This window comes from Hymenobacter arizonensis (genome assembly GCF_900115775.1).
In the GTDB taxonomy this organism is placed as follows: domain Bacteria; phylum Bacteroidota; class Bacteroidia; order Cytophagales; family Hymenobacteraceae; genus Hymenobacter; species Hymenobacter arizonensis.
On record NZ_FOXS01000004.1, the window covers coordinates 219,352 to 239,220 of the forward strand.

General features: G+C 58.4%; 12 protein-coding genes and 1 other RNA gene. 8 read left to right on the plus strand and 5 right to left on the minus strand.

What is annotated here, in order from left to right:
• Window positions 1–196: 196 nt before the first annotated feature.
• Window positions 197–991, plus strand: coding sequence for a HipA family kinase (locus BMZ66_RS15365; protein WP_092676137.1), 795 nt, complete (start codon window positions 197–199; stop codon window positions 989–991).
• Window positions 978–1,352, plus strand: a complete 375-nt coding sequence (locus BMZ66_RS15370; protein WP_092675455.1) for a DUF3037 domain-containing protein — start codon at window positions 978–980, stop codon at window positions 1,350–1,352. The genes BMZ66_RS15365 and BMZ66_RS15370 overlap by 14 nt, the downstream gene beginning before the upstream one ends.
• A gap of 128 nt (window positions 1,353–1,480) precedes the next feature.
• On the opposite strand, the gene BMZ66_RS15375 is transcribed toward BMZ66_RS15370, so the two are convergent.
• On the minus strand, window positions 1,481–2,824 hold the full coding sequence (locus BMZ66_RS15375) for a sensor histidine kinase (protein WP_092675458.1): 1,344 nt from the start codon (window positions 2,822–2,824) through the stop codon (window positions 1,481–1,483).
• The gene (locus BMZ66_RS15380) at window positions 2,814–4,193 is read right to left on the minus strand and encodes a sigma-54-dependent transcriptional regulator (RefSeq protein ID WP_092675462.1); all 1,380 of its coding nucleotides are present in this window, start codon (window positions 4,191–4,193) and stop codon (window positions 2,814–2,816) included. Before BMZ66_RS15380 ends, BMZ66_RS15375 begins: the two co-directional genes overlap by 11 nt.
• A gap of 312 nt (window positions 4,194–4,505) precedes the next feature.
• Between BMZ66_RS15380 and BMZ66_RS15385 the strand changes: the two genes are divergently transcribed.
• The 4 genes from BMZ66_RS15385 (at window position 4,506) to BMZ66_RS15400 (ending at window position 11,644) form a co-directional block, all read left to right on the plus strand.
• Window positions 4,506–5,765, plus strand: coding sequence for an efflux RND transporter periplasmic adaptor subunit (locus BMZ66_RS15385; protein WP_092675465.1), 1,260 nt, complete (start codon window positions 4,506–4,508; stop codon window positions 5,763–5,765).
• Between the two features lie 228 nt (window positions 5,766–5,993).
• A complete protein-coding gene (locus BMZ66_RS15390) occupies window positions 5,994–6,671 on the plus strand; it encodes an ABC transporter ATP-binding protein (RefSeq protein WP_092675469.1) in 678 nt (225 codons plus the stop codon).
• A 57-nt stretch (window positions 6,672–6,728) separates the two neighbouring features.
• A complete protein-coding gene (locus BMZ66_RS15395; protein ID WP_092675472.1) occupies window positions 6,729–9,089 on the plus strand; it encodes an FtsX-like permease family protein in 2,361 nt (786 codons plus the stop codon).
• A gap of 125 nt (window positions 9,090–9,214) precedes the next feature.
• A complete protein-coding gene (locus tag BMZ66_RS15400; RefSeq protein WP_092676140.1) occupies window positions 9,215–11,644 on the plus strand; it encodes an ABC transporter permease in 2,430 nt (809 codons plus the stop codon).
• Window positions 11,645–11,888: 244 nt separating this feature from the next.
• On the opposite strand, the gene BMZ66_RS15405 is transcribed toward BMZ66_RS15400, so the two are convergent.
• The 3 genes from BMZ66_RS15405 to ssrA all read right to left on the minus strand — a co-directional run bounded on the left by BMZ66_RS15405 (window position 11,889) and on the right by ssrA (window position 14,254).
• Window positions 11,889–12,257, minus strand: coding sequence for an SPW repeat domain-containing protein (locus BMZ66_RS15405; RefSeq protein ID WP_092675475.1), 369 nt, complete (start codon window positions 12,255–12,257; stop codon window positions 11,889–11,891).
• Between the two features lie 339 nt (window positions 12,258–12,596).
• Window positions 12,597–13,697, minus strand: coding sequence for a serine hydrolase domain-containing protein (locus BMZ66_RS15410; RefSeq protein WP_177204755.1), 1,101 nt, complete (start codon window positions 13,695–13,697; stop codon window positions 12,597–12,599).
• A gap of 185 nt (window positions 13,698–13,882) precedes the next feature.
• Window positions 13,883–14,254: a transfer-messenger RNA gene (gene ssrA / locus BMZ66_RS15415) on the minus strand.
• A 309-nt stretch (window positions 14,255–14,563) separates the two neighbouring features.
• Between ssrA and BMZ66_RS15420 the strand changes: the two genes are divergently transcribed.
• Both BMZ66_RS15420 and BMZ66_RS15425 read left to right on the plus strand, forming a co-directional pair.
• Window positions 14,564–16,621 (plus strand): DNA polymerase III subunit gamma/tau, encoded by a 2,058-nt coding sequence (locus BMZ66_RS15420; protein ID WP_092675481.1) that lies wholly within the window; start codon window positions 14,564–14,566, stop codon window positions 16,619–16,621.
• A gap of 261 nt (window positions 16,622–16,882) precedes the next feature.
• Window positions 16,883–19,858: a M16 family metallopeptidase gene (locus BMZ66_RS15425; protein WP_234795114.1), complete on the plus strand. Its 2,976-nt coding sequence runs from the start codon at window positions 16,883–16,885 to the stop codon at window positions 19,856–19,858.
• The last annotated feature ends 11 nt before the right edge of the window (window positions 19,859–19,869 follow it).

The window sequence follows — 19,869 nt, forward strand, 5'->3', positions numbered from 1 at the left end:
AGTTCAAACACCAGAAGATGCAGAAGGCCCCATTGCTAAGCAGCAATGGGGCCTTCTGCATCTAACCAAAATTCGTCAGGCTCCCCCTCTCCGCGGGAGAGGGGGTCGGGGGGTGAGGTGCCTGCGTGAAAGAAGCCACCCACAAACCCCCCAATTTATCCGTCCTTTGCACCGCTTCTTCAACCAAACGAGCAGTATGCCGGAAACTCCTGCCTTAGAACTTCGAACCGTAGCCGTAACACGCTACGTGACCCCCCTCCGGGAAGGCGGCTCCCTCCCCGCCCTGGTCGAAGCCGACGATAACTTCCTTTACGTCCTGAAATTCCGGGGCGCAGGCCAGGGCGTCAAAGCCCTCATCGCCGAGCTTATCGTAGGTGAAATGGCCCGCACCCTCGGCCTGCGCGTGCCGGAGCTGGTTTTTTGCGAACTGGACGAAGCCTTCGGCCGCACCGAGCCCGATGAGGAAATCCAGGATTTGCTGCAGGCCAGCACCGGCCGCAATCTGGCGCTGCACTACCTCTCCGGTGCTATCACTTTCGATGCTCTGGTCACCACCATCGAGCCGCGGCTGGCCTCCCAAATCGTGTGGCTCGACTGCCTCACGCTGAACGTGGACCGCACCGCCCGCAACACCAACCTGCTCATGTGGCACAAGGAATTGTGGCTCATCGACCACGGCGCCGCGCTCTACGCCCACCACGCCGGCCCCGAGTGGGCCAAGCCCCGCCCGCGCCCCTTCCCCCAAGTGAAAGACCACGTGCTGCTGCCCCGCGCCAGCGAGCTAGCCGAAGTTGAAGCCGAGAGCCGTGCCCAGCTCACGCCCGAGCGCATCCGCGCCATCGTCGCCCTGGTGCCCGACGAATGGCTAACCAATGGCGACGCCCCACCTCAGCAGCAGCGCGACGACTACGTCCGCTTCCTGGAAACCCGCTTAGCGGCATCAGAAACCTTTGTTCAGGAAGCCCAGGATGCTCGCAATGCAATTATTTGAGTACGCCGTGCTCCGCGTGGTGCCCCGCGTCGAGCGCGAAGAATTCCTCAACGTGGGCGTCATCGTGTACTGCCGGTCGCAAGGCTTCCTCGAAACCCGCTTCGAGCTACCCGAAGCCCGGCTGCAGGCCTTCGCGCCCGACCTCGACCTGGAAGAGATAACCGACCGCCTACAAGCCTTCGCCCGCATTTGCCAGGGCCGCGCCACTGGCGGCACCATCGGCCAACTGCCCATTGCCGAGCGATTCCGCTGGCTCACCGCCACGCGCAGCACCGTGGTACAAACCTCACCCGTACACCCCGGTCTCTGCGTCGATGCCAGTGAAAAGCTGAGCCGCCTTTATGCCCAGCTAGTCGAATAGTACGCTTGCGGTACAATAGAACGATGTAGAGACGCGACACTTCGCGTCTCGGTGTCCGCGCCATTCGAATCGATTCAACGTCACCGTTCAACGCCGAGACGCGAAGTGTCGCGTCTCTACATCGTTCATTAGAATTCCAGCCGTAAATCAGTCCCCTGACCTGGCACAGATTGCACTTTGATGCTGCCCTTGTGCAGGCGCATAATCTGCTTGGCCAGACTAAGCCCAATGCCAGTGCCGCCTCTTCGGGTTGTGAAAAAGGGAATGAAAATGCTATCCAGCACGTCGGGCGTAATGCCGGTCCCGTTGTCGATTACATCAATAACGACGCGGCCATCTTCCTGCTGAAGCGCCCGAAGCTCGATGCGCGGCTGCGGGCTTTCGCGCACGGCGTAAGCGGCATTTAGCACGAGGTTGATGAGCACCTGCTCCATGAGGCGCGAATCGGCTTGCAGGCACAGGTCGGCTGGTTCTACCGAGGCCAGCAGCTCGATGCTGGTTTCCGCCAGCTGCGGAGTCATCAGGCCGCGGATGCTGCGAAACAGCTCCTGCAAATACACGGTGGTCAGCTGCGGCGTGCTAATGGTGCTGAAGTCGCGGTAGACCTGCGAAAATCGCAGCAGCCCTTCGCTGCGGTTTTGAATGATGCCGATGCCCTCAACCACATCGCCCAGCAGGGCCTGCACGGGCGGGGCTGCAGCATCCAGCTCCCGGCGTAAGTCTCGCCGCAGCGTGTCAGCCAACGAGGCAATGGGCGCCACCGAATTCATAATTTCGTGGGTCATCACGCGCAGCAGCTTTTGCCAGGCTTCGGTTTCAGTTTCGTCCAGGGCGTGGCTTACGTTTTTGAAGGCCACCAGCGTAAACTCGCGGCCCTGCAGCCGGAACGACGTAGCCGACAGCAGCAGCTGCATGGTTTTGCTGCCCACCGCGAGCTTCACAACCGTGGAAGCCCCCGGCTGCAGCTGGCCAATGGCCTCGTGCAGCACCGGCAGCCGCTTTTGCAGCGTGGCCATGCTCTTGAGGTAAGGCAGTTCCAGCGTCCGCTTAAACGACTCGTTGATGGACTCCACCGTGCCGGATGCATCATAGGAAATAATGCCCGTATCGATGAGCTGCAGCACCGTTTGCAGGTAAGTGAATTGCGCCTCGCGCTCGGCGCTGAGCTGCCGGAACGTGGCACTGAGCTGATTGAACGCCGCGTGCAGCGGCCGCAGGGTACGGTTGGGGTGGGCTTCGTTGAAGTGTTGCGAAAAGTCGCGGTATTGCACCGCCACCAGAAAATCGGCCAGGGCCTGGTTGCCGCGCGTAACGTGCCGGCCCAGCTCCCACACCGCCAGCACCAGCAGCAGCACTGCCAAACCCAGCAACGCGTATTTTCCGTGCTCCCAGGCCCGCTCGGCGGCATACAGCAGCCCGAGCAGCACAAGCAGCCGCAGCACTATGCCAATTTCCAGCCGCTTAAAGGTCATGTTTTTCGAGGCGGCGGTAGAGGGCCGTACGGGTAATGCCAAGCTCCTTGGCAGCCTTGGTGATGTTGCCGTTGTGGCGCTCAATCACGCGCAGAATGGTGCTTTTTTCTATTTCACTCAGCTGCAGAGGGCCCTCGGCGGGCAGTGGCCCGGCGGTGCTAGAAACTGCTGTTTCCATGGCTGAGAAGTGAAAATCTTGCGGGCGCAGCGTATCGCCATCGGCCAGAATAACGGCCCGCTCTACGGTGTGCTGCAGCTCGCGCACGTTGCCGGGCCAGCTGTGTTGCCGCAGTTTCTGCAAAGTGGCGGTCTCAAAGCTGGGCGTAGGCTTGCGGTTGCGGGCCGCGTAGATGCCAGCAAAGTGGCGGGCCAGCAGCAGCACATCGTCGCCACGAGCCCGCAGGGGCGGCAGCGTGATTTCGACGGTATTGAGTCGGTAAATCAAGTCTTTGCGAAACTGCTGCTGGGCTGCGAGCTCATACAGCGGCGCGTTGGTGGCCGAAATCAGCCGGATATCGATGGCCACCGGCGCGTTGCTGCCCACCGGAATGATTTGCCGGTTTTGCAGCGCCGTGAGCAGCTTGGCCTGCTGGGCCAGGGAAATGTTGCCGATTTCATCCAGAAACAAGGTGCCGCCCGAAGCCGCGGCAAAGCGCCCGATTCGGTCTTCTCGGGCATCGGTAAACGCGCCCTTCTTGTGCCCAAATAGCTCGCTCTCGAAGATGCCTTCGCTCATGGCCGCTAGGTCGGCTGTCACAAACGGCCTGGCTGCCCGGAAGGACTTTTGATGGAGGGCTTTAGCCACCAGCTCCTTGCCAGTGCCGTTCTCGCCCAGCAGGAGGATGTTCGCCTCGGTCGGAGCCACTTTTTCCACTTTATGGAACACCTCCTGCATGGCTTCCGACTCGCCCAGCAGCGCAAACTCGGCAAACGAAGCCGCACGGCGGGGCGCAGCGGGCGCGCCCGACACACGGCCTGCTTCCTTCGATTCGACAGCCGCGGCCAGAGTTTCCAGCAACTGAGCATTGTGCCAGGGTTTTACAATAAAATCGGTGGCGCCGGCCTTTAGTGAGCGCACCGCCGTGCTGATTTCCCCGTGGGCGGTAATCATGATGACCGTGGCCGTGGGGTCTTTTTCGCGAATGCGACCCAGCCAGTACAGCCCCTCGTTGCCCGTGCCGAGGGTGCTTTTGTAATTCATGTCCAGGAAAATGACGTCGAAGCGCTGCTTGCTCAGCAGCGAGAGCAGCAGCTCGGGGTTCTTCTCGGTCACCACTTCCTGCACCTCAGGCTTGAGCAGCATGCGCACGGCAAACAGCACGTCCGTGTCGTCGTCAACCACCAAAACACGCGCTTTCTTCAAGACCATGGAGCGTACCAAACAAATCAAAACAGGAACCCGCGTCCCATCCCGGGTGCTAAGCACCGAAATACTAGCCACAATTGTACTAGTTTCTAAAAACCATCTTCTGAGCGCTGGCGAGCCCTTTTATGCGGTGCCGGGTGTCAGCAGTGTATCAGAACCGAACGGCAGCTGTATCAAAATCGAACAGTATCGGGGTTGTAACGGTACGCTTTGCGTACAATAAACTATAAATCAATAATTTACTAAATTGGCATCGTTCTTCGTCTGCTGTTCACAACTGCTTCTTCGGGAGGCAAAGCAAACGCTGCCAAGGACATGGATGTCATCATCAAAAAGAAAATCTGGACCCCGGCTCGACTGATGCTGTTGGGTGCGCTGCTACTGCTGGTAGTAGCCGTAGCGGCCATGCTGCTCACGTCAGCCGGCCCAGCCAAGCTCAACGTTGACCCCGAGCGGCTGACCATCAGCCCGGTCACCCGCGGGCCGTTTCAAGAGTTTGTGCCCGTTGATGGCATCGTGATGCCCATTAAAACCATTTACCTCGATGCGCCCGAAGGCGGCACGGTGCAGCGCATTCTGGTGGAAGATGGGGCCACGCTCACTGCCGGCCAGCCCATCATTCAACTGGCCAATACCGACTTGCAGCTGGAAATGGTGAACCGCGAAACGGCCGTGTTCGACCTGATGAACAACCTCCAAAACACGCGCAACCTGCTCCAGCAAAACCGCATTCAGCAGCTCAACCAGCAGGCCGAAATCGAGAACCAGCTGCGCGAGGCCAAGCGGCTGCACGACCTCAACAAGAGCCTTTTCGACCAGAAGGTAATTGCCCGCCAGGAGTACCAGCAGACCAAGAATGCCTACGATTACCAGCTGCGCCGCAAGCAGCTCAGCCGCCAGGCCCTGCGGCAGGACTCCACCGCCATGCGCGAGCAAATCGACCAGATGCAGCAGTCGGTAGGCCGCATGCAAAACAACCTCGCCCTGATGCGCCGCAAGCTCGACGACCTCACCATCAAGGCGCCAACGGCCGGCCGCATCACTTCGCTCAACGCCGAAATCGGGGAGCTGAAAACCCGCGGCCAGCGCATCGGCCAGCTCGACATGCTCACCGGCCTCAAGGTGCGCGCCACCCTCGACCAGTATTACATCTCGCGCATCTTCCCGGGCCAAAAAGGCATCATAACCGTGAACGAAAAGCCCTATGAGTTGAGCGTGAAGAAGATTTTCACGCAGGTGACCCAGGGCGTGCAGGTTGACCTTGAGTTTGCCGGTCCCCCGCCTCCCGACCTGCGCCGCGGCCAGACCGTGCCCGTGCGCCTAACCCTAAGCGACCAAACCGTGGCCCTGCGCGTGCCCCGCGGCGGCTTCAACCAGAAAACCGGCGGCAACTGGATTTTCAAGGTGAGCGCCGACGGCACCAAAGCCTACAAAACCGACATCCGCCTGGGCCGTCAAAACCCGGACTACTACGAAGTGCTCGACGGCCTCAAGCCCGGCGACCAGGTCATCACCTCCAGCTACGAAGGGTATGAGAAGATGGGGGAGCTGGAGCTTAAAGCGAAAGCGCAGTAAATCAGTCTTAGACCTGAAATTAAAAGAACGTTCTGCTGGGTAACCTCACCCCCTGACCCCCTCTCCCGTGGAGAGGGGGAACCGGTTTGGCGCTTGTGCCGTGGCTCCCCTCTCCGCGGGAGAGGGGCCGGGGGTGAGGTTACCCCGACTGCGCTCAATAGAACACATACCGCTTTTCTCATCCATTTTCTGCAAAAAAGTGCCAACCCTTCTAACCAGCCCACTCCCATGATTAAAATCGAAAACCTCGAGAAAATTTACCGCACCGAAGAAGTGCAAACCAAGGCCCTCAACAACGTGTCGCTAACCGTGAACGAAGGCGAGTTTGTAGCCATCATGGGGCCGTCGGGTTGCGGGAAATCCACGCTGCTCAACATCCTGGGCCTGCTCGACGAGCCCGATGGCGGCAACTTCTCCTTCGCCGGTACTGAAGTTGCCAAGGCGGCCGAGCGCCGCCGCGCCGAGCTGCGCAAAAAGCACATCGGCTTCGTGTTTCAGAGCTTCAACTTGATTGAGGAACTGACGGTATTCGAAAACGTGGAGCTGCCGCTGATTTACCTCGGCGTAGGTGCAGCCGAGCGCAAAGAGAAAGTGGCCAAGGTGCTGGAAAAAATGCAGATTATGCACCGGCGCAACCACTTCCCGCAGCAGCTTTCGGGCGGGCAGCAGCAGCGCGTGGCTGTGGCCCGCGCCGTAGTCAACAGCCCCAGCCTGATACTTGCCGACGAACCCACCGGCAACCTCGATTCCAGCAACGGCAACGAGGTGATGGAGCTTCTCACCGAGCTCAACGAGGCCGGCACCACCATCATCATGGTCACGCACTCCGAGCACGACGCCCGCTACGCCCACCGCGTCATCCGCCTACTGGATGGGCAGGTGGTGCTCGAACACGCGCACGTGTAGCGCCGCAACTCGCGCACATTCATTCTCTGATGCGCTCACGCCTAATCTGCCGAACCCATGCTTCAGCATTCCCTGCTTCTGATTTACCGAAACTTCAAGCGGTTCAAAACGACCTTTTTTATCAATCTGGTTGGCTTGTCGGTGGGCTTGGCGGGGGCGCTTACCATCTACCTGTGGGTGCACGATGAATGGAGCTTCGACCGGTACCATGCCACGACCGGGCGGCTGTTCCAAGTGCTGGAAAACCAGCGCACGGCCGAGGGCATCGATACCAAGTACGGCACGGCGCCGCTGCTGGCCGAGGCGCTGGCCGAGGAAATGCCCGAAATCGAGTACGCGGCCGTGGCCACGCCGACCAATTTCTTTCCCGGGTTTACGCTGGTGGCCCAGGAAAAAAACGTACGGGCAAACGCCATATACGCCAGCAAAGACTTTTTCCGCATCTTTTCTTACAACCTGCTCGAAGGCGACCCCGGTCAGGTGCTGGCCAGCCATGCCGCCGTGGTGCTATCGCAGGAAATGGCCGCCGCGTTGTTCGGCACGGCGGCGAATGCCGTGGGCAAAACGTTGGAATGGCAGATGGTCGACCTGAAGCAAACCGTCCTCGTGACGGGCGTCTTCGGGCCCATTCCCGCCAATTCTACCGAGCGCTTCGACTGTGTGCTCAGCTTCGAGGCCTTCAAGGGCATCATGAAAATGGGCAGGTCGATGAATTGGGCCGATGACGGGCCCTTCGGCACCTTTGTGGTGCTGCGCGAAGGGGCTAAGGAGTCGGAGTTTCGAGCGAAGATTGGCGGCCTACTCCAGCGCAAGCTGAGCACGAACAAGGAACGCGCCCTGCTGGTGCAGCCCTATGCTAATAAGTACCTCTTCGGGGAGTACACCAACGGCGTGCCGTCGGGCGGGCGGATAGAGTACGTCAAGCTGTTTTCGGCCATTGCGGTGTTCATTCTAGCCATTGCCTGCATCAACTTCATGAACCTAGCCACGGCGAAGGCCTCGCGCCGGTTGAAGGAAATCGGAATTAAGAAAACCTTGGGGGCCAGCCGCTTTTCGTTGGTCGCGCACTTTTTGGCGGAATCGGTGCTCATGAGCTTTCTTGCGTTGCTGATTGCGCTGGTTTTGGTCGAGCTGCTGCTGCCCCAGTTCAACGCCATCACCGGCAAGCAGCTCGCCTTGGCGTTCCAGCCGCACCTGGTGGCGGCGGCGCTCGGCCTGGCTTTGCTCACGGGGCTGCTGGCCGGCAGCTACCCGGCCTTCTACCTATCGGGGCTGCCGCCGGTGGCGGTCCTCAAGGGCCGGCTCGTCGGTTCCCTGGCCGACCTGTGGACGCGCAAGGGCTTGGTGGTGTTCCAGTTCATGCTCTCCGTGCTGTTCATCGTCTGCGTCTGGGTCATCCAGCGCCAGATTGCCTTTGTGCAAAGCAAGGACCTGGGCTACGACCGCCGCGGCGTGGTCGCCTTCGAAGCGGCAGGCAAAGCGGCCCAGCAGCCCGAGGCGTTTCTGGCCGAGCTAAAGCGGCTGCCGGGCGTGGTGAACGCCACCGGCTTCTGGGGCGCGTTTGTGAACACCTATGATGGCCCGGGAGGCCCGATGGAGTGGCAAGGCCGGGAAAGTACCGTCCACCACCTGGGCGTGACCTACGACATGCTCGAAACCTTGGGCATTACGCTGAAAGAAGGCCGCAGCTTTTCTCCCCAGTTCCGCTCCGACAGCTTTCAGATTATCGTCAACGAGGCCCTCGTGGCCAGCTTCGGCATGAAAAACCCGGTGGGCCAGGTGCTGGGTGGGCAGCGGATTGTGGGCGTGGCGAAGGACTTTCACCACCAGTCGCTGCACGAGAAAGTGAGGCCCTTTATTTTTCGGCTGGAGCCTAAGGCAGTCGGTACCGTTCTGGTTCGCTTGGCCCCGGGTCGGGAGCAGGAGACCATCGGGCGGCTTCGCCAGTTCTACGCGGCCTTTAATCCGGGATATACGCTGACCCACCGTTTTCTCGACGAAGACTATCAGGCCCAGTACGCGTCCGAACGGCGCGTCGGGGTGCTGGCCCAATATTTCGCCGCCTTGGCCATTCTTGTTTCGTGCCTGGGTTTGTTTGGCCTAACGGCCTTTACCGCGGAAAAGCGGCGCAAGGAAATTGGCATCCGCAAGGTCTTGGGGGCAAGTGAACTCAGCATCGTTTACCTGCTCTCGAGCGACCTCACCAAGCTCGTCGGGGCGGCGATTCTGCTGGCCTTGCCGGTCAGCTACGTGGTCGTGAAGCAGTGGCTGGATGGCTTCGAGTACCGAATAGGTTTGGAGTACTGGTATTTCCTGGGCGCCGGCCTCGTGGCCCTGGCCGTGGCGTGGCTCACCATTGGCACCCAAGCGTGGAAAGCCTCCCGCACCAACCCCACGCTTTGCTTACGAGATGAATAATTGGCTCTTTCTCAGCAGCCAACAGCTAGTATTTTTTGCCTGAGATGTACGGCCAGCCTTTGGCCAAAAAGCATCAATACCCTTTTTTCTGCAGGCCAATTGGCCAACCTCAACATACCCTCGCCATGTTTAAGAACTATTTCCTCGTGGCCTACCGGAACCTCATCCGGCACAAAGGCTTTTCCTTTCTCAACATTGCCGGCCTGGCCCTGGGCCTCACCGCCTGCCTGCTTATCGGCCTATTCGTGCACGACGAGCTGCAGTTCGACAAGTTCGTGCCCCAGGGCGACCAGATTTACCGCATTTACTCGGAGCGCACCAAAACCGAAACGCCGGAAACCCTCGCGCCGGTGCCGCCCATGTACGCCACCACCATGAAGCAGGAGTTCCCGGAAGTGGAGCAAACCACGCGCATCCTGATGGAGTCGTCCGTCGATTTGCTGGAGGTCGGCGACAAGAAAATCTACGTTGAAAATGGCCTCATTGCCGACTCCACCTTTTTCGAGATTTTCCCGCTGGACTTCAAGTACGGCTCGGCTGCCCACGCGCTGGATGCGCCCATGTCGATGGTGCTGGCCGAGGACGTGGCCAAGAGCTTCTTCGGCGACGAAAACCCAGTGGGCAAGCAGATTAAGATGAACAAAACAAGCTTCGTTGTGAAGGGTGTTTTGCAAAACAACTTGTCCAAATTTCACTTGAAGGTAAATTCGGTCATTCCCCTTTCCGCGGCTCAGCTACCCAAAGAGCGCATGAAAAAATGGGGCTGGCACCAGTTTTTCACCTACGTGAAGCTGCGGCCCGGCACCGACGCCCAGCAGACCCAGGCCAAGTTGCGGAGCTACGTCGCCGAGAAGGTGAACCCGACCTTGCCCGAGGACGACAAGGTGACGGACCTTTCGTTTTTGCAGCCGCTGCACGAGGTGCACCTGTACTCGGCCAACTTCAAGTACGACTCGTCGGTGAAGGGCAACATCACCTACGTGAAGGCCCTGGGTTTTATTGCCGCGTTCATTCTGCTCATTGCCGGCTTCAACTTCGTGAATCTGTCCACGGCCAAGTCGATGCAGCGGGCCAAGGAAGTGGGCATCCGCAAAACCATTGGGGCCAGCCGCGAGCAACTGATGCTACAGTTCCTGAGCGAAACCGTGCTGCTCACGCTGGTGAGCGTGGTGCTGGCCACGGTGCTCACGGCCCTGCTGCTGCCCTCGCTGAACACCTTCACGGGCAAAACCATGACGTTTGACTTGCTCACCAACCCGGGGCTGCTGGGCGTGTTGGTGCTGCTGACCGTGGTGGTGGGGCTGGTGGCGGGCTTCTACCCGGCGCTGGTGCTCTCCAGCTTCCAGCCCGTGAAGGTGCTAAAAAGCGCGGTGGTGACGGACAGCGTGTTTGGCCGCGTGCAGTGGCTGCGGCACGGCCTGATTGTGGTGCAATTTGCGCTGTCGGTGTTCCTGATAGTGTGCGCGCTGGTGGTGTTCCGGCAGGTGAGCTACCTGCACAATAAGGACTTGGGCTTCAACCGCGACCAAATCATGTTTTTCCCCATGCGGGGCGACAACATGAACAAGCACTACGACACCTTCAAAAACGAGCTGCAGCAAGTGCCCGGCGTGGCGTCGGCCAGCATCGGCTACGGCTTCCCCGGCGACCAAGTGGCCGGCGACGGCATCATTGTGCCTACCAACGGCGAGGACAAAGAGAAAGGCGTGACCCAGCTGATGGTGGACTACGACTACCTCAAAACCCTGGGTCTGCAGCTGGTGACGGGCCGCGACTTCTCCCAAGAGATGAAAACCGACAAAGACCAAGCCTTCATCATCAACGAAACGGCCGTGAAAGAACTCGGGTTTGGCACGCCCGATAAGGCCCTGGGCCAAACCCTGAAGTGGAAAGTATGGAACAACAAAAACCCCGATTCCTTGAAAATCGGCAAGGTTATCGGCGTGGTGAAAGACTTCCACTACAAGAGCCTGTACGACAAGCTGGAACCCGCCGTGCTGCAGATATTCCCCGGCGCCTATTGGAAAGTAGCCGTCAAGCTCAAGGCCGACAACATCGGCAGCTCCGTGGAAGGCGTGAAGCAAGTATGGGCCAAGTTCAGCCCCGAAAGCCCCATCGAATACAAGTTTCTGGACAACAACTTCGACCAGATGTACAAGGCCGAAGACAAGCTCAAGTCGCTGCTCTGGATATTCACTGGCATCGCCATTTTCGTGGGTTGCCTTGGGCTATTCGGCCTGGCCACCTACGCCGCCGAGCGCCGCAAGAAGGAAATAGGCATCCGTAAAGTATTGGGTGCGAGCGTGGGCAGCATCGTGAGCTTGCTCTCGAAGGAATTCCTGGTGCTGGTATTGATAGCAGCCGTCATTGCCTTCCCCGCCGCCTGGCTGGCCATGAGCCGCTGGCTGCAGGACTTCGCCTACCGCATCGACATGCCGCTCTGGGCCTTCCTGGCCGCTGGCCTAACGGCTGCAGCCGTGGCCTTCCTCACGGTGGGCTACCAGGCCGTGCGTGCCGCCACCATGAACCCCGTGAACAACCTGCGGGCGCAGTAGGCGCAGTCACCGTAATGCCACTCCCTGTGAAAAAGGAAGTGGCATTACGGTGACTGCGCCGGCATCCCAAGCGGTGCTCTGCCTAAAGCCATAAGAGCGTGTTTGGGTTTTTGATAGTGGTCATGCTGAGCTTATCGAAGCATAATGTGCCAGGGGCCTTTTACCAAAAACCAACCATCCTCTTAGCGTAAAAAAGCCTTCATGCTTGCGCAGGAAGGCTTTTTCCAACACAAGTAACGGGCGATTAGCGGTATTTCGGCATCTCCTCTCGCTCGGAGAGCAAGCCGGTGGTCAGCAGCGTGGCGCCGACGGCCAAAAAGGTGTTGCGGGCTTTTTTGTTTTTGGAAAAACCCAGGAGCCACGGCGCCCCCAAACTGGTGAGGGCCGTCACCACATCGATGGCCAGGTGGGTTTTGTAGGGGATGGATTTTACCAGGCCCCACTCGGCGCGGGTGAAGGCGGTGAGGGCCAGGATGCCGCTGCCCAGCACGTAGCCCAGGGTAGCGGGGGTCTTGTCTTCGCTAAAGCCGAGGAGCGCCGGAGCGGCGGCTACAAGGGGGGCGGCGGAATAGTCGAGGGCGCCGTGCACACGGCGGGAAATGGGCTTGCTCATAAGGGCGATTAGAGAGTAGATAAAGGAGGTGGATTGGTGCAGGATTAACGTCAGCCGTCCGCCAAAGGATATTGTTGAGCTTGGCTTTCAGAGCCACGGCCGCCGCCGGCGGTAGCATCAAGGCGACCCAATTGAACGTGGTCCGGTTTTATTCTTCTATCGCCATAACTTGCCCCTGCGAGTCAGGAAGGGGTTAATAGCCGTCAACCATCCTGCGAACGGTAGCCTAAGAACTCCCGCCGCAACTTACTGACTCGTTTCTTTTTTGCCCTCCTCATTTCCCAAACACGCGCTAAGTAGCGAACCGCCATCTGCCTTAGCTGGTGTCATTGCTTTGTTTTACCGTTCAAACTTATTGATTTTCACTTTAGGCTCGATGCCTTTCACATAAAAGGACGCAATAGCTCTGGCAAAGTCGGGCAGCAATTCCCCGTCGTTTGAAAGCACAATAATGGTGTAGCCTTGGTCAGGAAAACGCCAGACATCACCCAGCCCCGGCCCGCCGCTGTGCCCCGCACTCAAAACGGTCTTTTCTTCGCCCAGTGCCCACCCAACTCTGGAAAATTCCGAGAGTTCCCGGCCGACACTGTCTTGACCGTAAATAAGACTTTTGGAGAATGATTGCGGAAACAGAACCTCTTTGTCGAGGCCAATGGCCCAATTCACCATGTCGTGCAGCGAAGCGAAGTAGCCCCCGGCGGTGTAAGTGTACTGAGGGTATATGTACTTGTAAGCCCTCAGTTGCCCGTCAAGGTCGTAGTAAGTGGTGGCTTTTTGCGAGATTAGATTGGTGCGCATAAAGGCGCCAAGCCGTTGTTCCATATCAAAGGCACCGTCGTTCATATTGAGCGGGCCGGTCACTTGTTCTTTCAAAATTTGGGTGAAGGGCTTGTTGTAAATCTTCTCCAAAATGTAGCCGGCTACCATAAAGTCAGCCTGTGCATAGTGCTGCTTGGTTCCAGGGGTGTATTCCTGCGTGGAATCCATCAAGGCCTTTACAACTTGCGCAGTGGGCAGGTAGGCGTTTCCGTGGTAGTCCCGAATGCCACTGGAATGACTGAGCAAGTGCTTGACTTGTATGTTTTGCCAGCGTGCTGGCACGGAATCAATATACTTTCCGATGGGGTCCTCTAGCCGCAACTTTCCGGCGTAGATGGTTTTCATAATTAGTGTGGATGTCAGCAGCTTGGTACACGAGGCAATTTGGAAATTGCTGTGCACCGTGACCGGGCGATTCCATTCCACATTGGCTTGCCCGTAAGCGGTTGCCTTCACCTGTTTACCATTTTTGATTACCGCCACTGCTAGGCCGGGAATCTTTAGCGTTTTCATTTGGCGGGCAACAAACTCATCTACTAAACGGTCAGCGGAGGGAGTCTGGGCTGCGCACGGCAGGCACAGGAAAGTGAGCAGGAAAAGACTTGCGAGGTATTTCAACATGGCCGGTAGTCGCTTAAAAGGAAAATGGTCGCCGAAGGCCAAGTGCACTATCTGGGCTGCAAGGCGAATGGCGGCGTGGGTACCGGGCAAGCGCATCAATCGTTACAGAGGCCTGCTGCCGCAGTGCCAAAGAAGAATAGGCTGAAAACGAAAAAAGCCCGCCTGCAAACTGCAGGCGGGCTTTTTTGTGGAGATGCAGGGATTCGAACCCTGGTCCAGACAAGGAAATCAACGTGCTTTCTACGTGCGTATCCAGACTTGAATTTTCGAAGAACCTCAGGCGTCAGTCAGGCCCTTGAGTTTCCCTTAGCTGCAGTTGAGTTTCGCCTCCGAGTCACAGCTCCTCGAAGACTATTTTCTACTTACGACGCTCCGAACTCCCAGGTGTAGAAACTTACCCGGGCGGAACGATGACATTACCTAATTCTAAATTAGGCAGCCATGGCGTACGAATAGTCGCCGGTTGTTTTTCGATAGATTTTTTTACAGGAGAGCTTCCATCAACTCCTGGCACGCTTACCCGCAATTTGCGCAAGCTGTCAATTCCGGTCATCCCCAAATGGTAAAGAACGATTCCCGCCGTTGCCTCTCAGCCCAAGCGGGCCGCGAAGGTACGCGGATATGGTAGAAACGCCAGGGCAGGAGGGAAGGTTTCCTATTCTATCGCCTGTCATCCTGAGCTTGCGAAGGACCTTATCACGGCCGAACGATGCGCAGTACCCTGTTTGTTAACTGAGAAACGCGGCTCTATTTCTACTGCAAACTGTTCCAGCGTGATAAGGTCCTTCGCTACGCTCAGGATGACAGATGGGGTCAAAACCGCTTCCAAAGCCGCCCTTTTTTGGGTAACTTTGTAGACAGAACTTATGGATAATTTCGTCGTTTCGGCCCGCAAGTACCGTCCTTCCACGTTTCGCAGCGTGGTGGGGCAGCAGCACGTCACCACCACGCTGCAGAACGCTATTCAGAGCCAGCATCTGGCCCAGGCGTTCCTGTTTTGCGGCCCCCGGGGGGTAGGCAAAACCACCTGCGCCCGCATTCTGGCCAAAACCATCAACTGCACCAACCTCTCGGCCGAGACCGAAGCCTGCGGCACTTGCCCCTCGTGCGTGGCCTTCCAGGATAATGCCTCGTTCAACGTGCACGAGCTGGACGCCGCCTCCAACAACTCCGTCGAAGACATCCGCTCACTGGTGGAGCAGGTGCGCTACGCCCCCCAGGCCGGTAAGTATAAAATCTACATCATCGACGAGGTGCACATGCTCTCGAACGCCGCCTTCAACGCCTTTCTGAAGACGCTGGAGGAGCCGCCGAGCTACGCCATATTTATCCTCGCCACCACCGAGCGCCACAAAATCATCCCCACCATCCTGTCGCGCTGCCAGATTTTCGATTTCAGCCGCATCAAGGTGGAGGACATGCGCAGCCACCTGCGCTACGTGGCCACCCAGGAAGGCATCACGGCCGAAGACGACGCCCTGCACCTACTGGCCCAAAAGGCCGACGGCGGTCTGCGCGACGCCCTGTCGATGTTCGACCAGATGGTCACCTTCGGCGGCAACAACCTCACCTACAAAGAGGTGGTGCAAAACCTGCACATCCTCGACTACGATTACTATTTCCGCCTCGTCGATAGCCTGCTCACCGAAAACCTCTCCGCCGCCCTGCTGCTGCTCGATGAGGTGATGCAGAACGGCTTCGACCTGCACAACTTCGTGGTGGGCACCGCTGAGCACCTACGCGGCCTGCTCGTGTGCAAAGACGCCGTGACCGTGCAGCTGCTGGAAGTGTCCGAAGGCATCCGACTGAAGTACGTGCAGCAGGCCCAGGCTGCGCCGTTGGCCTTCCTGCTCTCCGCCCTCAACCTCATCAGCCAGTGCGACCGGGAGTTCAAGCAGGCCAAAAACCAGCGCCTTCACGTCGAGCTGGCGCTCATGAAGCTGGCTTATCTCAACGGGGCCGTACAGTTCGTCCGCGAGCTAAGCCCTGCCAGCAACGGCGAGGCTAAAAAAAAAACTAGTGGCCTAAACAGCCCTGCTGATGCAGCCGCGCCTGCAGCGCCTGCGCCGAGCAGCAACGGTAAAGTCCACGCGCAGTTTGCCCCCATTGCCTCGCCCGTGGCTATTACCCCAGCTGCTACTGTGCCAGCTGCTCCGGCGCCAGTTCCTGCCGCTCCCACGGTATCCACGGCCGCTTTGCCTGAGTTCGAGGCCTTACCCGCTGGCCGGGTGGCGCCCCCCGCCGATGGCCCTGAGCCCCTGCCCGTAGAAAGCGGGGTAGAGGAGCTGCACGACACCCCGAGCATCGAGCCGGAGCTCGAGGCAGCCATCACCGAGCGCCATCAGATGCGCGACACCCTGCCGCACGTCGAAATTGGCGTGCCCAGCTTTGAAGGGATTGAGCCCACCCCGCGCCCCACCCCGGCTGCTGCTTTTGCCAAAATTCCCAGCTTGGGGAATAAAATTCCGAGCCTGAAGGACCTAAGCAGCAAGCTGGCGGCTGGTCCCGCTTCAGCTTCTGTGGTAGCCGAGCCCCAGTATACCAGCGGCCCGGTGGCGCCCATCGACCCCGCCCTGCTGCAGCGGGTATGGAAAGAGCTGGCCGAGGAGCGCCGCGCCCAAGACCGCATGAGCGAATTCTGGGTGCTGAACCGCCCAGTGACCGCCAATGGTGAGCACATGATTGAGCTGGCCGTCGACAACCCCATTCAGGTCGACCAGTTCAACGACATGCGGGTGGAGTTTTTGGCGGACTTGCGGCGCCGCACTGGTCACCCGCGCCTTTCAGTGCAAGTTGTGGTAACCACGGCCGCACCCACTGGTCGCAAGCTGTACACCGCCACCGACAAGTTCGAGTACCTGGCCGAGCGGTTCCCGGCCCTGCGCGAGGCCAAGCATCGGCTGGGGCTGGAGGCGGAATTCTAAGCGCAAGGTTTCGCGAAGTGAAAAAGGGAAGTCTCGCAAAGTCTGGCATACCGTCAAACTTTGCGAGACTTCCCTTTTTCACTTCGCGAAACCTTGCGCGAATACGCTGCAAACGTTTGTGCCTAAAACTAACCTCATCAGCACCACGAACCCTCAGCGCCGAACAAACCGGCAAGATAGCTGTAAAATTCGTTTTATATTCCCCTATCAGCTAGCTACCTTTGTTTTTCGAATCTTTTCGGCTACCCTTCTGCGCCTTTCGTGAAAAACAACTTTTTGCTGCTGTTTCCTGCCCTGGCAGCGCTAGGCCTTGCCACACAGTGCCAATCGAGCAAACCAGCTACTACTGCTTCGACTACCACAGCCGCGACTGCTACCACACCCGACGCACAAAAGGAATACCGCTACGAAACTGTGCCCGGCGACCCGCTGCAGGTGCGTATCTATAAGCTAGACAACGGCCTGACCGTTTATTTGTCAGATTACAAGGACGCCCCGCGCATCCAGACTTATGTGGCTGTGCGCGCCGGTTCAAAAAACGACCCGGCCGATGCTACCGGTCTCGCGCACTACCTCGAACACATGGTATTCAAGGGTACCTCGAAGCTGGGAACGCAGGACTGGGCTAAGGAAAAAGTAGAGCTTGATAAGATTGAAGCGCTCTACGAAGTATACCGCGGCCAGCGCAATGACCCCGCCGCCCGCAAGCGCACTTACCATCAGATTGACTCCATCTCGGGGGTAGCAGCCACGTACGCCGTGCCGAACGAGTACGACAAGGTAATGGGTGCTATTGGGGCCAAAGGCTCCAACGCGCACACTTCGAGCGAAGAAACGGTTTACCAGGAAGACATACCCAGCAACCAGCTGGAAAAATGGACGGCCATCCAGGCCGAGCGCATGCAGGAGATGGTACCGCGCCTGTTCCACACCGAGCTGGAAGCGGTGTACGAAGAGAAAAACCGGGGCCTGGACAGCGATTTCAACAAGGAGTATGAGGCACTTAATGCGGCCTTGTACCCAACGCACCCCTACGGCACGCAGACGACCATCGGCACGATTGAGCACCTGCAAAACCCGTCCATCACGGAAATCAAGAAGTACTTCGGCCAATATTACGTGCCGGGCAACGTGGCCCTGTGCCTGAGCGGCGACCTAGACTACGACACCACCATCCGCCTTATCGACAAATACTTTGGCGCATTGCCCGCCAAGTCGGCTCCTGCCTTCAACCCGCCGGTAGAAAAGCCGCTGACCGCCCCAATGGTCCGCGAAATAGTAGGGCCGCAGTCGGAAAACGTGATGCTGGGCTTCCGCCTGCCCGGCAAGGCCAGCCGCGACGGCGTTCGCCTCCGCATGCTGGATAAAATCCTGACCAACGGCCAGGCCGGTCTCATCGACCTCAACCTGAACCAGCAGCAGAAAGTGTTGCAGGCCATGTCGTTCACAGATCTTAATACCGATTACTCGACCCACGTTATCTACGGCACACCGCGGCAGGGCCAGAAGCTAGACGAAGTGAAGCGCCTGATGTTGGGCGAGCTAGCCAAGGTGAAAGCTGGAAACTTCCCCGATTGGTTGATTCCGGCCATCATCAACAACGTCAAGCTGGAGCGCACCAAGAGCTACGAAAGCAACGAGGCCCGCGCCAGTGCCATGTACGAGGCGTTTATTCAGCGTGTCGACTGGAAAGACTACCTGGAGCAGCATGAGACCTTTGCTTCCATTACCAAGGAGGAAATCGTAAAATTCGCCAACGACAACTACGGCGATAATTACGTGACCATATACAAGCGCACCGGCACCGACCCCAACAAGGTGAAGGTGGTGAAGCCTGCCATCACGCCCGTGCCCGCTAACCGTGAAGTGGCTTCGACTTACTACAAGCAGCTCACGGCTATGCCGAGCTCCGAGTTGCAGCCGGTGTTTGTTGATTACAAGCAGGACATTCAAGAAATAGCCATCAACCCGGGCCTGCCGCTGTACTACACCAAGAACAGCGAAAATGGTTTGTTCAACCTGTACTACATCCTGGACCTGGGCACCAACAACGACCCACGTTGGGGCCTGGCCACCGATTACCTGCAGTACCTCGGCGCTGGCAACTACTCGGCCGCTCAGCTGCAGCAGGAGTTTTACAAGTTGGGCTGCTATTTTAACGTGAGCAGCGGCACCGACCGGATTTTCGTGACGCTGAACGGTCTCGACACCAACCTTGAGCCCGCGCTGAAACTGTTTGAACAGCTGCTGAACGCGCCCAAACCCGACGCCGCAGCCCTCAAAAACATGGTGGCCGGCACGCTCAAAGCCCGTCAGGATGCCAAGCTCAACAAGGGCGTGATTCTGAATGCGGCCATGGTGAACTACGTGAAGTACGGCGCGAAAAACCCCTTCACCAACGTGATGAGCGAGAAGGAGCTGAAGGCCGTGAAGCCTGAGCAGCTCACGGCCCTGATTAAGAAGCTGCCGACCCTGCAGCACCGCGTGCTGTACTACGGCCCGCGCCCCCAGGAGGGCACCGTGGCGGTGCTGAAAGCCGAACACCGCATCCCCGCCAAACTGGCTCCCGTGCCTGCCGCAAAAGACTTTACCGAGCAACCCTTGAAGGACAAAAAAGTCTATTGGGTTGACTACAACATGGTACAGGCCGAAATCATCTTCCTGACCAAGGGCGATGTGTATAACAAAGGCATGGTGCCCACGGTGGCGCTCTACAACGAGTACTTCGGTGGGGGCATGGGCAGCATCGTATTCCAGGATTTGCGCGAGAGCAAGGCCCTGGCTTACTCCGCATCGTCGCGCTACGCCAACGCCGACAAGGTGGGCCGCTCCAACTACAACATGAGTTACATCGGCACACAGAGCGACAAGCTCCCCGAGGCCATGGCTGGTATGGAAGCGTTGCTAACGAACATGCCCGTCGCGGAGGCCAACCTGGAAATCGCCAAGAATTCTATTCGCAACAGCATCAGCACCGAACGCATTACCAAAGGCAACGTACTGTTGAGCTACGAGCGCGCCCGCCGCCTCGGCCTCGACTACGACTTGCGCCGCGACGTGTACACCGGCACGCAGAACATGACTTTCGATGAGCTGAGGAAATTTCAGGAAGCCAAGATTAAAGGACAAAATCAGGTGATTCTGGTTATTGGTTCGAAAGACCGGCTGAATTTTAAGGAACTGGCCAAATACGGCACGGTGCAGCAGCTCACCCTGAAGGAAATTTTCGGGTACTAGCCCACAATTGT

Coding starts and splice junctions, on each gene's coding strand:
- BMZ66_RS15365 (WP_092676137.1), top strand. CDS start 197: ATGCCGGAAACTCCTGCCTTAGAACTTCGAACCGTAGCCGTAACACGC.
- BMZ66_RS15370 (WP_092675455.1), top strand. CDS start 978: ATGCAATTATTTGAGTACGCCGTGCTCCGCGTGGTGCCCCGCGTCGAG.
- BMZ66_RS15375 (WP_092675458.1), bottom strand. CDS start 2,824: ATGACCTTTAAGCGGCTGGAAATTGGCATAGTGCTGCGGCTGCTTGTG.
- BMZ66_RS15380 (WP_092675462.1), bottom strand. CDS start 4,193: ATGGTCTTGAAGAAAGCGCGTGTTTTGGTGGTTGACGACGACACGGAC.
- BMZ66_RS15385 (WP_092675465.1), top strand. CDS start 4,506: ATGGATGTCATCATCAAAAAGAAAATCTGGACCCCGGCTCGACTGATG.
- BMZ66_RS15390 (WP_092675469.1), top strand. CDS start 5,994: ATGATTAAAATCGAAAACCTCGAGAAAATTTACCGCACCGAAGAAGTG.
- BMZ66_RS15395 (WP_092675472.1), top strand. CDS start 6,729: ATGCTTCAGCATTCCCTGCTTCTGATTTACCGAAACTTCAAGCGGTTC.
- BMZ66_RS15400 (WP_092676140.1), top strand. CDS start 9,215: ATGTTTAAGAACTATTTCCTCGTGGCCTACCGGAACCTCATCCGGCAC.
- BMZ66_RS15405 (WP_092675475.1), bottom strand. CDS start 12,257: ATGAGCAAGCCCATTTCCCGCCGTGTGCACGGCGCCCTCGACTATTCC.
- BMZ66_RS15410 (WP_177204755.1), bottom strand. CDS start 13,697: ATGTTGAAATACCTCGCAAGTCTTTTCCTGCTCACTTTCCTGTGCCTG.
- BMZ66_RS15420 (WP_092675481.1), top strand. CDS start 14,564: ATGGATAATTTCGTCGTTTCGGCCCGCAAGTACCGTCCTTCCACGTTT.